13 protein-coding genes are annotated in these 13,555 nt (G+C 42.2%); 12 read left to right on the top strand and 1 reads right to left on the bottom strand.

Annotated features, from left to right (window positions below):
• The first annotated feature begins 1 nt into the window (after position 1).
• From rplQ to AT15_RS05020, 3 genes are all read left to right on the top strand, one after another.
• Positions 2-454, top strand: coding sequence for a 50S ribosomal protein L17 (gene rplQ, locus AT15_RS05035; protein ID WP_068347014.1), 453 nt, complete (start codon positions 2-4; stop codon positions 452-454).
• 138 nt (positions 455-592) lie between these two features.
• Positions 593-2,101, top strand: a complete 1,509-nt coding sequence (gene rho, locus AT15_RS05025; protein WP_323749066.1) for a transcription termination factor Rho — start codon at positions 593-595, stop codon at positions 2,099-2,101.
• 12 nt (positions 2,102-2,113) lie between these two features.
• On the top strand, positions 2,114-3,061 hold the full coding sequence (locus AT15_RS05020) for an ROK family glucokinase (protein ID WP_068347010.1): 948 nt from the start codon (positions 2,114-2,116) through the stop codon (positions 3,059-3,061).
• Here AT15_RS05020 and nfi read toward each other — a convergent pair.
• The gene (nfi, locus tag AT15_RS05015) at positions 3,048-3,728 is read right to left on the bottom strand and encodes an endonuclease V (protein ID WP_068347008.1); all 681 of its coding nucleotides are present in this window, start codon (positions 3,726-3,728) and stop codon (positions 3,048-3,050) included. The genes AT15_RS05020 and nfi overlap by 14 nt on opposite strands.
• Before the next feature lie 73 nt (positions 3,729-3,801).
• On the opposite strand from nfi, the gene dnaN reads away from it, so the two are divergent.
• The 9 genes from dnaN to AT15_RS04970 form a co-directional block, all read left to right on the top strand.
• A complete protein-coding gene (gene dnaN / locus AT15_RS05010) occupies positions 3,802-4,905 on the top strand; it encodes a DNA polymerase III subunit beta (protein ID WP_068347006.1) in 1,104 nt (367 codons plus the stop codon).
• A 1-nt stretch (position 4,906) separates the two neighbouring features.
• Positions 4,907-5,386, top strand: a complete 480-nt coding sequence (locus tag AT15_RS05005) for a 2-C-methyl-D-erythritol 2,4-cyclodiphosphate synthase (protein WP_068347004.1) — start codon at positions 4,907-4,909, stop codon at positions 5,384-5,386.
• Positions 5,379-6,587, top strand: coding sequence for a type II secretion system F family protein (locus AT15_RS05000; RefSeq protein ID WP_068347001.1), 1,209 nt, complete (start codon positions 5,379-5,381; stop codon positions 6,585-6,587). The genes AT15_RS05005 and AT15_RS05000 overlap by 8 nt, the downstream gene beginning before the upstream one ends.
• Before the next feature lie 5 nt (positions 6,588-6,592).
• Positions 6,593-6,967 (top strand): hypothetical protein, encoded by a 375-nt coding sequence (locus AT15_RS04995; protein WP_068346999.1) that lies wholly within the window; start codon positions 6,593-6,595, stop codon positions 6,965-6,967.
• A 14-nt stretch (positions 6,968-6,981) separates the two neighbouring features.
• The gene (locus AT15_RS04990) at positions 6,982-8,001 is read left to right on the top strand and encodes a hypothetical protein (protein WP_068346997.1); all 1,020 of its coding nucleotides are present in this window, start codon (positions 6,982-6,984) and stop codon (positions 7,999-8,001) included.
• Positions 7,967-8,515, top strand: coding sequence for a hypothetical protein (locus AT15_RS04985; RefSeq protein WP_153019710.1), 549 nt, complete (start codon positions 7,967-7,969; stop codon positions 8,513-8,515). Before AT15_RS04990 ends, AT15_RS04985 begins: the two co-directional genes overlap by 35 nt.
• Before the next feature lies 1 nt (position 8,516).
• Positions 8,517-9,134: a hypothetical protein gene (locus AT15_RS04980; protein WP_068346994.1), complete on the top strand. Its 618-nt coding sequence runs from the start codon at positions 8,517-8,519 to the stop codon at positions 9,132-9,134.
• A gap of 9 nt (positions 9,135-9,143) precedes the next feature.
• Complete coding sequence (locus tag AT15_RS04975) at positions 9,144-9,587, top strand: hypothetical protein (RefSeq protein ID WP_068346991.1); 444 nt, start codon at positions 9,144-9,146, stop codon at positions 9,585-9,587.
• Positions 9,588-9,608: 21 nt separating this feature from the next.
• Positions 9,609-13,555 (top strand): hypothetical protein (locus tag AT15_RS04970; protein WP_153019709.1); only part of this gene is annotated, 3,947 nt, incomplete at its 3' end.

Below are 13,555 nucleotides of genomic sequence, written 5' to 3'. Positions count from 1 at the left end.
CATGCGGCATAGAAATAATAAGAAAAAATTAAACAGGCCTCATAGCCAGCGCGTAGCTTTGATGAGAAATTTAGCCAGAGAGGTCTTTGAACACGGTACTGTTATGACTACAACCACAAAAGCAAAAGTTGTAAAGCCCTTTGTTGAATCGATAATTACAAAAGCCAAAGAAGCCGCTCTCTGTGCTAGGCAAATCGCAGAAAAGGGCGAAGCAGATCCAGAGGTTCTAACACTCAAGTCAAGAAATGTTGCGTTGCGGAGAGAGATTAACAGGCATTTTGGAGACAGGAAACTCGTCAAGAAGATCTGTGATGAGATAGCAGTTGGCTATCTGGACAGGAACGGTGGCTACACCAGAATAGTCAAGGTAGGACACCGCAGAGGAGATGCCGCAGAGGTATCTATACTCCAGCTTGTAAAACCCGAGAAAGAGGCGAATGCCGAAGAAAATTGATGGCTACCTTCGGGTAGCCATTTTTCCTCTTCGATTGTTTTTGCTTTTAGCAGCTAAAAGTGATATATTATACATGAATTACTACAATGAAATTCTTTCCAAGACGTTCTTACCCCAATTTATTTCAGGGAAGGAGGGATGGCGCAAAATTGTGCGCCAACTAAATTGAGTCCCAGAAGAAAAAAAGCATCAGAACCAGCTGAAAACGAACAAGCAACATCAACATCAGAGCAATCAAAGGTTGTCGATGAAAAGAAAAAGACAGAAAAAGAGGAAACTTCTCCCGTTGCCAGTCAGTCAGAAACACCCCCGACATCTTCCCAGGAAACGCAAGCAGAAACCGCAGAAAACAACAAGGTAAAAGATACCATCCGTGAAGTGGAAATTGATATTTCTCAACTTCAGAAGATGCCCATCAGGGAAATCTACAAACTGGCACGCAAATATGAAATCGCAGGCTATACCCAGATGGCGAAAAAGGAGCTCATTTTTGCCATTCTCAAAGCTCAGACGGAATCTTATGGCTATTTCTTCGACCACGGGATCCTTGAGGTTACTGAAAATGGCTATGGATTTCTCAGAACCCTTGAAAACAACCTTTTGCCAAGCCCAAATGATATCTATGTCAGCCAATCGCAGATACGGAGATTCAATCTCACCACCGGAGATTGGGTAGCAGGCCAAATAAGGAAGCCAAAAGAGGGCGAAAAATATTTTGCGTTGCTGAGGATTGAAGCAATAAATCAGAAACCCGTCAATATGGCTTCTGAAAGGATAAGCTTCCAGAACCTCACCCCTATATATCCAAATGAGAGGTTTATTCTTGAGACTGAAAAGGAAATCGTAAGCACGAGGATAATTGATCTTTTTTCTCCGGTTGGCAAAGGTCAGAGGGGGCTTATAGTCGCGCCGCCAAAAGCCGGGAAAACAACTCTTCTCAAAGAAATAGCAAATGGTATCGCTAGCAATCACCCGGAAACGGTGAGGATTATTCTCCTGATTGATGAAAGGCCTGAAGAAGTAACCGATCTCAGGAGATCAACTGATGCCTATGTGATAGCCGCTCCCTTCGATATGCACCCTGAGAAGCAGATTAGAGTAGCTGAAATGACCATTGAAATGTCAAAGAGGATGGTCGAATTCGGTTATGATGTCGTGGTGCTTCTGGATAGTATTACAAGGCTGGCAAGAGCCTATAACCTGTATGTTCCCCCAAGTGGCAAATTACTCAGCGGGGGCGTAGATCCCTCAGCGCTCTATAAACCGAAATATTTCTTTGGAGCAGCACGAAATATAGAAGAGGGCGGAAGCCTTACGATAATCTCAACAGCTCTTGTTGAAACCGGGAGCAAGATGGATGAGGTAATTTTTGAAGAGTTCAAAGGGACTGGCAACATGGAATTGGTATTGTCAAGACAATTGGCAAACAAGCGAATTTTCCCGGCGATAAATCTAAATCTCTCTGGAACAAGAAAGGAAGAACTTTTGCTACCTACGGAAATTCTCAAAAAGGTCTGGATATTACGTCGTATGGTCTCTTCTCTCGGTGAAGAAGAAGGATTGACCACCATTATGGAAAAACTGCGTTCAACTTCGGATAACGAAGAATTTTTGGATTTAATCGATATGCACAAAAATAGATATTGAAAGGGGCTTGAAATGAGCAGTTACGTGGTAGGAATCGATCTCGGTGGAACAGAAACAAAAATCGGGATCATAGATCATGATGGCCATATTGTTGAAAAAGCGATCATTCCAACGCAGGTTTCAAAGGGAAGTAACGATGTAATAAGGAGAATTGCTCAAAAAGTCAATGAATTAGTTGATGAAAAAGGCATGAGGAACGATATTTTGGGAATCGGAGTTGGCTCTCCCGGGTCAATAGACCGCGAAAAAGGAGTTGTCATTTTTTCACCTAACTTTCAGGATTGGAAAAACGTTCCCCTCGCGGAAAAACTCGAAGAGTTGACAGGCTTTAAGGCTTACATTGAAAATGATGCCAACGCTTTTGCCCTCGGAGAATGGGCCTTTGGAAAATTCAAAGGAGCTCCTAACATAGTTGCATTGACTCTGGGTACCGGTGTTGGCGGAGGTGTTATCTCACGCGGGGAGTTGATAACGGGAAGTAAAGGTTTTGGCGGCGAACTGGGACATGTGATAATTGAACCCGACGGCCCTCTTTGTGGTTGTGGTTCTCATGGTTGCCTTGAAGCACTGGCCTCAGCGACCTCTATTGTAAGGCTGGTTATTGAATACAGGAAAAGGTATCCGCGTTCCAGTGTTTTTGCCAATGAAGAAATTACCGCCAAAGCCGTTTTTGATTCAGCGAAATCCGGTGATGAATTGGCAGAGCTGGTGGTCGAGAGAGCAACCAGAGCTCTCGCTGTTGGCATTGCTGGATTTGTTCACATTTTCAATCCCAACGTTGTTATTATCGGTGGCGGCGTAAGCCGAGCAGGAAACTATCTTCTTGAAAAAATTGAAAAAAAGATCAAAAGCTATGTAATGGAATCTTTTTGGGACACTTTTGAGATTGCTTTAAGCGAACTCGTTGAAGATGCTGGCATCAAAGGTGCAGCATCCATTGTGTATTTCAGATTGAGATAGTCCTTTTCAATTTTTGGGTCCAGATATGTGCCAACCTGGTTGGCTCAGGGATGCGGTACTTCGTAGTGAATTTCAGCGTTAGCTCGATTGAGTGCTTTATATCTATCAAATGCCCCGGCGAAACAAAAACAGGCTTTTTCCCTGTACGCGTTCTAAGAACAGCTCCTATTATATTCCCTGTGTGATCCTTTATTGGAGACCATTGACCTTTATCAAGCCCGGGGTTTTCGTAACTTCCGAACAGATGAGATTTGGCTATCCCGACACTGGGTTTCCCCAGAAGCAAGCCCATGTGTGAAGCCAGACCCAGACCTCTCGGGTGGGCTGTTCCCTGTCCATCGAAGAAATATAGGTCGGGTTGGCTATTTATTTTGGCATGTGTTTCCAGGAATATAGGCCCTTCCCTGAAAGAAAGAAGACCGGAAATGTATGGGAATTCCACTTTCATAAAGTGATGGGCAAGTTCAATGATTTCAAGGGTGGTGGCAGAGAGCACAATTATTACACAAAGCCCCATTCCCGGTTCTGGAAAAGATACATCTACACCCGCGACTGTTCTCAATTCAAAGGCTTTAGGAAGATCCAATATCAGCTGGGATTTAAGCTGCTTTTGAAGCATAATAGCTTCTCTGGAATCTGATACTTTTTCGAATTTTACAATATTCATAATCACCACCATTTCATATTATATGGTAAAATGCGGTAAAATATAAAGAAAGACAAGTGCAGGAGGTGGCCTGATGAGATTTTCCATTGAAAGAGGAGAGATATTCAGCCGGCTTGAATCAGTTGCCAACGCCGTCGCTCAAAAAAGCGTGAAACCAGTGCTTTCCGGTGTTCTTTTTAGGACAACCGCCGAAGGAAAGATTGAATTGCTTGCCACAGATCTTGAAACCGCTATAAAAGCGGTCACGACACCTGTGCATATAGATGGCGAAGGCGCTTTTGTGGTAGAAGCGAAGGTCATCCTTGAAGTCATAAGAAATCTTCCCTCAGGTGAAATTATTTTTGAACTTCAGGATAACAATTTGATTGTGAGAATGGAAAAGAGTAAATTTGTGCTTCCAACAATTTCCCCAGACCAGTTCCCTGAAATTGAACCCACGCACGGTGGTATAGAAATAGAGACATCTGTAACTGTTCTTGAATTAATGATAGACCGTGTCATCTTTTGTGCCGCAAAGGATGAGTTCATGAGAAACCTGAACGGAGTATACTGGGAGATTCAAGGTGGATATCTCAGGTTGGTCGCTGCTGATGGATTCAGACTTGCTCTTGCTGAGGAGAAAATCGAAACGGATATTGAGGATAGATTCCTTCTCACACTAAAAAGCATGAAAGATCTTCAATCAAGTATCAAAACAGCTCTCTCGGATGATCTCAGGATAGTCTATGATGGAGCTAAAGTGGGATTTTACTTTGATGGCATAGAAATGATTGCCAGAGTTGTGGATGCAGAATTCCCCGATTATCGAAAAGTTCTGCCAAAGGCTTTCAAAACAAGAGTAATAGCAAACACCGTTGTGCTCAGTGATGCTGTGCGCAGAGCATCAATTGCCGCGAGATTGGGAAGTGAATCTGTCAAAATAGAATTGAAGGACCAGAGCATCAAACTTATAGCCAAGAGCCCCGAACACGGCGAATCTACTGAGGAATTCGATGTCAAGAAAGAGGGAGATGACATTCTCATAGCCTTCAACCCGAGGTTTCTGGCAGATTCCATTAAAAAAATCGACACAGAAGAAGTGGAACTGAATTTTGTTGATTCGAACAGCCCTCTTCAAATGAATCCCGTTGATGTGGAAGGATATCTGTATATCATAATGCCGATCAGGTTGATTTGAGATGTATCGGACAGGTATTGGATACGATATCCATCCGCTAAAGCAGGGAAATAAGGGATTGTATGTTGGCGGCATTAAGGTCTCTGACCTCTATTACGCTGAAGGACATTCCGATGGCGATGCTTTGGTTCACGCGATTGTAGATGCCGTGCTTGGAGCATCTGGCAAGGGGAACATCGGGATGTTTTTTCCAGAAAATTTCGAAAATTTGAATAGAAGAAGTCTCGAATTTCTGGAATATCTGTGTTCGGAAATATTGAGTGGTGATTTTGAAATCGTGAATATAGATAGCGTTGTGATAGTAGAAAAAATAAGGCTTTTACCTTATCTTGAAAAAATCACCGAAAGCATAGCAAAAGCGCTTGGCATAGAAAGATCGAAGTTCAACTTAAAGCCGAAATCGGGCAATGGTTTCTTTGCGAATTCCATTCAAGCTTATGTTACGTGTCTTTTAGCTACAAGAGGTGATGGTAGTGCCTGAATTCAGGTATGAAGTGATCAACTCTTCTGGAAAAAGCGAAAAGGGGAAGATTTCAGCGAGTTCAAAGCTCGAAGCCCTTGAGCTCCTCAACAGGCAAGGATTTATAGTAACTTCAATTAAGCCTCTTTCGAAGACGGCCACTGGAGGAGCGGGTAAAACATTTTTCCCCATTTCAACAAAGGAGATAAGCCTTTTTTCAAGGCAGCTTTCTACTATGATTGCATCCGGCGTGCGTATAAGAGATGCATTGCAGGTACTTTCAGTCCAGACGGTTTTTAGTAACCGGTTCAGAAAGAAGATAATTGAAGTGGTGCTCGCAATTGAAGGCGGAATGACTCTCAGTGAAGCCCTGGAAAGATCTCGAGTTTTTGATTCCCTTTTTATAAATCTTGTCAAAGCAGGCGAGGCAGGCGGTGTGCTTGATGAAACTCTTCAGAGAATTTCGGACTTCTATGAAAGCATGGTCGATCTGGAAAATCAGGTGAAATCCGCTATGTCTTACCCTCTCTTCATGATGGCCTTTGCAGTTGGTATAGTGAGCGTTATAGTGCTCTTTATCCTTCCCAACCTGATAAGTGCCTTCGGAGGTAATTTCACACCTACTGGCGTGATGGGGCTTTTAGTATCTGCAAACAAACTTTTAAAAAACCACTGGCTGGCTGTCATTCTAACGTTAGTGGGCGCTTTTGCAGGTTTTAAGATTTTCATGAAGACAAAATACGGCAGGCTACTGAAAGATTTTTTGGGATCTTTACTCCCGCCTGTGAGAAAATTAAGGGAAATGTCAGCGCTCGAACGCTTCAGCAGAACTCTTGCAGTTCTGGTTGCGAGTGGCGTTGACCTGCCCACTGCTCTACAACTTTCCGCTGAAGTATCGGAAAGTACCAAGATAATCCGTGGAATGACTTTGGCAATTGAAGATATCAAAACTGGAGAAACAATAAAGAATGCTATAGAAAAGCAGAGGATATTTCCTTCCATTGTTGTTAGTATGATAAACACAGGGGAAGAGACAGGAAAACTCGACGAAGTGATGTTCAAGGTATCTGAGTTTTACCATGCTCAGGTCTCCACTGCATTGAAAAAGCTGGTTTCTCTTGTTGAACCTCTTATGATCATTTTTATCGGTGGCTTTATCGGATTTCTTGCATATACCATGTACAACACCATTTTCACCCTGGAGCAGAGTGTTGGGGGTTGACACTGGTGACAATCGCTGAATTGCTCGTTTATCTTCTCGTTTTTTCATTGAGCATAGCGGTATTTACGGTAGCCACTACCTTACTCGCAGAGAATTTTAGGATTAGAGCTGCAAAATTCAAAATAGATGCCTTTTTGGAAAAGATCCGACAATCTGCGATTGTGGAATCGCGCAGAATCAAATTGTATTACAGTAACAGGAAAATCATCGCTTCAACTGGTGAATTTATAGATAAGCTACCATTTAACAGAAACGAGCTTTTAATTGCCGGCTTTACCGAGAAGGGGAGTTTCTTTGTTGAGCTGGGGTCAACGATCTTTACTTTTACTGACGGCTCCACAATGTCGATTTTGCCTGTTACGGGGAATTTGAGTTATTAAGCGGGGGGATTATGTTGTTTGATAATTTCATAACGGTGCTGAATTTTGATTCCTCATACGTTGAAATCGTAAGGGCAATTATTTCAAGACGGGGCATCACGCCTGTATTCAGCGCGTTGCATTTTGGAAAGAACGCTCTGGAAGAGGCTTCCAGAGAATTTTTTAAGCACAACACGCTACCCATAGATGAGGTTTTTGTGGTGGCAATTTCACCTGAGAATGTGGTATTCCAGCATATCGAAGTGCCAATGGTGAAGGATTACAAGAATCTTTTGAGGGTTGCTAATTTTAAGACCGCCACACAATTTTCCCTTTCCCCGGATGAAGTAATCGTAAAACCTCTGAATAGTTTGAAGGCCATAAACGAAGGCATTACACCGAGCTTTGCCATTACAAGGCAAAAATATCTTAGCGAGTTCCTGGATAAACTCTCAAAGAGAGGTTTCCCTGAGCCCGATATAATAACGGTAAAACCCTTTCCGTTATTCAGCCTGGTGAAGAAAAAACTCTTTGAGGGGTTCTCCTTTCTCTTCTTTGCAGATTTAGATTACTCTATACTCATGGCTATCAAATTTGGAGAGATTGTCGCAACGAATCATGTGACAGAAGGATTTGGATCTCTTCTTTCGGCTATTTCGACTGATGAAAGCTACCCAGAAGAAAAAATGAAAAAGGACTTCATTCAATTCAGCGATATGATTGACCAGGCTTTTGTTGAAGAAGCCTCAAATACGTTAAGGAATATGATCAATTATCAATTGAGAATGTATATTACTAATACGCTTTCCAATTCGCCAAATACCGTTTCAGCTGACGAACTATCTTTCAAAAAATTCTTTGTAGTAGCTCAATCCGGTCTGTCTACGGCGATTTACAAGAAGACCTTCGAAAACTTGCTGGAGGGATCAGCAGTCCACGACTTACCCATTGAGGCTCGTGATTTACCTGTTTCCCTCAATAGCCTTGGAATGCTGAAGATGGGTGGTGAATTTCTTGGTAATGGTAAACTTACACTCAAAAAAGCGGAAAGTTAGATTATTATATCTTGTCATCTTTCTGGCTTTTGTTCTGATAATAGCTTTGCTTGGAAACATGCTGGTTATGAATGTCTTCCGAAGCAGGATGAGACAACTGGAAATTATCAAGAGCCCCCTCTTTGAGCAATTGAACCTTTCCCTTCAAGGGGTGCCCGGGATTGATGCCAGGACCATTTCTGACAAGAAAAGCGAACTGATAATTGAACAGGCAAAACTCACAAGGCAGTTAAAAGAGCTGGACAAATATCTTATGGAAAAACGTAAAGAGCTGAAATTCTTCAAAGACTTGCAGGAAATTTTAGAAAGCTCAACAGCTGAAAAAAAGCTTATTACAAAGATCGAATATAGTTCGGAAAAAAGCAGTGCGCTTTATTATCTCATATATGATATGGAGCAGGTTCAGGAAACTTCATTTGAAAATTCAGAAGGATATTTGCTGTCGAAAATAGGAGCGATGGATTTCTCAGACATTTACAAGCTCAGCTTGATAAAACTCGAATCGGGTGAATAGTATGGACGAGAAAAACAATAAAGAATTAGAGGATTTTTTTGAAAGGCTTGAATCGGAATCGCAATCATCCGGGAGAACGGGTATTGAAAAGGGCCCGGTAGTCTATGTCTCCCAGAATTACAAAAAGAAACTGGCCAGGAAACAGGGCTTTTTAACAAAAAAAGGAATTCCAAGAACGCTTTTCTGGGCAGTAGTTATTGGTGCCTTTATCATCAGTTCTTTTGTTTTTGTCGGATGGCCCCTGTATAAAAACTTCAACGACCTATCCTTGCTATTGAACGAACTGGACGAACTTGAGAGAACTTATTACAGCGTAAACGCTCTTAGAAGATCGAAAGATGCGGTAATAGGGACATTAAGAAAAAAGGGAAATCTGAACCTTCTCATGAATGCCCTGGAAATAAAGAATGAACCGGGCTTATACGAGGGGATTAAAATAAAGGGATCTGTTGAAGATGTAAGGCTGATACTCGAAGCATTGCTCAACGATCCCAGGATTCTTATTAAAGAGCTACAACTTCGTTCAAACCTTGGTTTTCCAATTGTCCCGAAAACTGATTTACCCACAAACGTTGTGTTAGAATTGAATTTGAACGTGGAGTTAACTAACCTTTTTTAGGGGGATAACATGGCAAAGCTATTTTTGCTGCTTGTAGTGAGTTCAGTTGCGATATTGGCAATTGTCATCGTGTTTTACGTAGTCCTTCAACCTGTGGAAATCAACATAGTCAATATAGAAGGGGCTTCTGGCCACGATATCGATCTGAGCGATTTCGAAAAGCCCATTGAAATAAATGACTATTTTCAGCCTTTGATGGCCGATTCTTCATTGGTCATAAGATCGATGATGGAAGCCGGTGTTGAGGCAACCACTGTTGCATACAAGGGATATTTCAAAATAAACAATGTGGAATATGCTGTTCTGGAAACAGGAGAAGGCGAAAAATTGGTCCGTGTAGGAGACAATATTTCAAGATATCTGGTTTATGGAATAACAGAATTTGCTGTGCTTCTTAACGATCTGGATACCAATGATTTTGCCATTGCAAGAAATTATGAAGAAAAAAAATAGAGATCGATCGGGGTGATTCCAGTGAAAAAAATCTTAGTAATGTTGTTAGTTCTTTCAGCCGCGGTGCTTTTATTTCCAAATTCATTGAAGACGCTCGTTCCTTCCATGGATGAGCAATCGACGTTTATAGCACTTACCTTTACGAGCACCATTTCTGAATTTGATTATGAATTTGAAGCTAACCCATCTAAAACGATTTACTCCTTAACGCTTCACGGCGTGAAAGGAAAGAACATGGATTTGCCCTTAAGAGCAGGACCTGTTGAAGGTCTCTGGACACGCGACCTTGGAGATAGGTACACCATTAGCGTGGCACTTCTGGTTCCAGCCAAAAAGGAGCCTGATATCCTTGTGCAGGAAAACTCCATAACCCTAAGATTCTGGCGTTCGAACATAAAAGTTACTGTTGATAGGTTCAGTACCTTCGGTATGAAACTTGGATCAGCCATTGCATATCTCATGAGCGATGAAATTCTCGACCTTTCTTATGTCATTACGCCTTCTGTGAAAGATCTTCAGCTTAATATAGGCTTTACCGCTACTTATCCAGAAGATGTTATCCGCAATATCTTTATATCTCTGGGAGACGAAATTTCTTATGCATATTTCACCGACGGAACTCTCTACATCGGAACCCCTGATGAGGTCAAAAAAGTTGTCAATGCTTTCTGGAAGATATATACAGGCGTTGATATCGAACAGGGAGTCGACCTTGAAACACTGAGGGCCGCATTGCCTGTCAGTGCTTTCCTTGAATATATACCAAATGAATCCACCATACTCGCCTTTGGTGATCTTGAAACCCATATGTTGATTTCCCGGTTGCTCACTTCCGCTTATGTAAAAGCCGAGTATGTTGTCGAAGAAAGCTTAAAGGAATTGTTCAACAATTTCCTCGACATAGCCCAAAAGGTCAACGATGCGCTTTTTGATGGAAAAATCTCCATTACATCGGTTCCTGAGTTGAATCGCTTTGTACTGGCTGGTGACAAAAGAAATGTTGAGAGACTTAAAGAATACCTTGATAACTATGCGGGAACGAAAAAATCAGAAGCAGAGAAATCGATGTTGAAAGAGTTGACGGTAACTTTGCCGGAGAATTTCCGGATTGTCGAAGATGTTTTGACCAAGGATAATGCTATAGCGATAAAAACCTCTGAAACTGCCACAAGTACGCAACTTCCTGCTGGTACTGTAAGTCTCGTCGATTCGATAGTCGAATTGCTAAAGGGTTACATACCGGAAGAATTGATTCATGTCGACAGAACCTTTGAAACGTTAGGCAAAGTGACTTTCAGAATTCCGGAAGCCTACATCGAACTTTTGAAGGAAATTGTTTCAGATATCAGCATAAAGGCTCAGAGTATTGGTTACAGGATTATCCAGGCAAAATACATTGATCCTTTGATAGTGGAACACGTTCAAAATCTGACTTCGGTTAAGATAGAAGTTCTCGGGGAGAGAGGCGGCTACATTATCAAGGGGATCAAAAGGAATATCGATGTAGCTGAATATCTCATATCCGAGTTCAGCGGTGGAACACCCGATAATGTAGAGGGGAAGTTCATTCAGCTGAAATCATCAAAAGATTTCGACGTTGTTCAGAGTTTCTTGCAAAAGGCCTTTCAGAAAAAGGGGTTTGACCCCGAAGATTACGCTGTGGAGTCCATAGCCGGCAGGCTGGTCTATATCGAAGCGCCTTCGGCTGTCTTGAAAAGCGTTCTTGAAGAGCTGGGTCGTTATGAAAGGGAGCTTTTCAGTGACGCCCTTGAAGAGTTTATCGAACTCCCTGTTTCTGTTTATGAAGGTGGAATAGATCAGTTACTCGATGCCATGTTCAAAGAACAGGTTGACTATACCTATATAAATTCGGCCGAACTGCTTATCGTCAGAGGAAGCAAGGAAGATATCGACCGTGTAAAGGGCTTTATATCAAAAATCCGGCCTGGAATCGAGGGGAGATTAAAGGCTTCCGAAACAACAGGGCAACGCACATCTGTGTTTATTTCCGCAATTCCGGGCTGGGATGTGGAAAAGTTTAAAACGTATTTCCAGGACTTTCTCGGTGAAGAAGTGTTTTCATCTGTAAAGGTAATCACAGCAGATGCGGGTTATTATGTGATAGCCACAAGAAATGTCACAGAGAGCATAACAGATGAAGTGAAACGCCTTCGAGAAATAGAAAGCCCTTATTATTCAACAGTAGAGAACATACCACCTGTTCAAGAACTGATAGGGCTTTTCGATAATCTTGGCATAAGCGTGAATATCCTGCCGGTTGAAAACAAATATATAATTGTCGGCAGCAGAGACAATGTATTGAAAGCCCAGAGCCTATTAAATCAGATACAATCAGGATATGCGAAAACAAGCTCTGCAACTCAAACAGCTCAGCAGAGTATGCTTTATGAATTCGTAGATATTTCTGAAGATTCCATCAGCGATTTTCAAAGCATTTTGAATAAATTGGGTATCAGCGTTGAACTGGTTAAATCTCCAACGGGCATTCTTGCGATAGGCTTTCCTGATGCCCTTGACCGAGCCCGTAGCACTATAAATGATATTTCAAGAAGGCACATTGAAGAAAAAGACAAAGTTTCAGAGAGATATGCTGTCTTGCATAAAATTCCAGGCGTGGACCTTGAAGCTCTCAAAAGCCTTGTATTGAGTTTTTCATATAATATAAGTTTGGTTCCCGTTGCAGACAGCATAGTAGCAATAGGAACAGAAGATGATATTAAGGCATTTTTGAGCCTCTATCAGGAATTATCGTCTACCGATAAAAGCTTTGCTTTTGTCGAGAAGAAACTCAGCTTTCAGGAAATTCAAAACATAATAGATACTTTTGAGCTTCAGCTGAAATTACTGGAAGTACCCGGAAATTTCGTGGTTTATGGTGAACCCTCTTCAATAAATACGCTGATGAGATTGGTTGACAGGGTAACATCTGAAGCTCCCGCCACTGAAATCACCACAGCGGAAAGCACCCCTGCCACTTCTGTGATTAAAGAGGCCCGGGTTATTACATCACCGGTATCAGCATCTGTTTTGTCTGAAATAATCAAAGAGTTGGGCCTGGATATATCACTCCACGAAGCGGACAGTGGACTTGTTGCCACCGGAGAGGCTTCGCAGCTGGAGAAGCTCCAGAGTTTGCTCAACAGCCTGAAAGGCTTACCGGAGATACCCGAAAGCAAATATGCACTGATACCCCCTTCATCTCAATACTCAGCTGAACAGCTTGAAGAACAGCTCAGATCCTTGCAATTGAATGTGAGCGTCTTCGATAGTTACCCCTTTGGGCTAATCTTAATAGGACCTGCTTATGATGTCGATAGAGCCGTTCAATTCGTAGATTATTTGAAAAGGTATGAAAAAACACGAACAGAGATATATGAACTTCCACCATCGGTTACTTACGAAAATGTAGAAACGCTTTTGGAGTCAACAGGATTTAATTTGACACTATCATCGGTTGGAAATGCCATAGTGATCACCGGTAAGGAGGAAGATGTTGCCATAGCGCTCTCACTTCTTTCAAATCTCGCTAAAAAAATAGAGAAAACGGGCTTTACTTACAAACTGCTCTCTATACCTCTGGGGATTTCTGTTGTAGAACTCGAAAAGACTCTAAACAAATTGGGATACGACGTTAGCTTGATGGATTTTGCTGGTTCAATTGTTGTTCTCGGTACACCAGAATCGGTAAATGGCGCAGAGAAATTCATCGATTATATAACCCCCGAAGATACATCCGCCGCAACCGCTACCGAAGAGCCGCGGGGACACAGTTTTGTAGAGCTGCCAGCAGGATATAGCGCGGAAGACCTGCAGACGATATTGAGGAAGATAGGGATAAACGTAGACGTGGTAGTGGTAGGAGATACCGGGGTAATGGTAGGCACAGCGAGCGAGCTTGGTAGAGGCCAGGAAGTGCTGGAAACGTTGAAGAAGCTGAAGGCGAAGCC

The organism is Kosmotoga arenicorallina S304, from assembly GCF_001636545.1.
GTDB lineage: Bacteria > Thermotogota > Thermotogae > Petrotogales > Kosmotogaceae > Kosmotoga_B > Kosmotoga_B arenicorallina.
The sequence above is the reverse complement of the archived record's forward strand: the minus strand, read 5'-3'. Positions and strand labels throughout refer to the sequence as shown.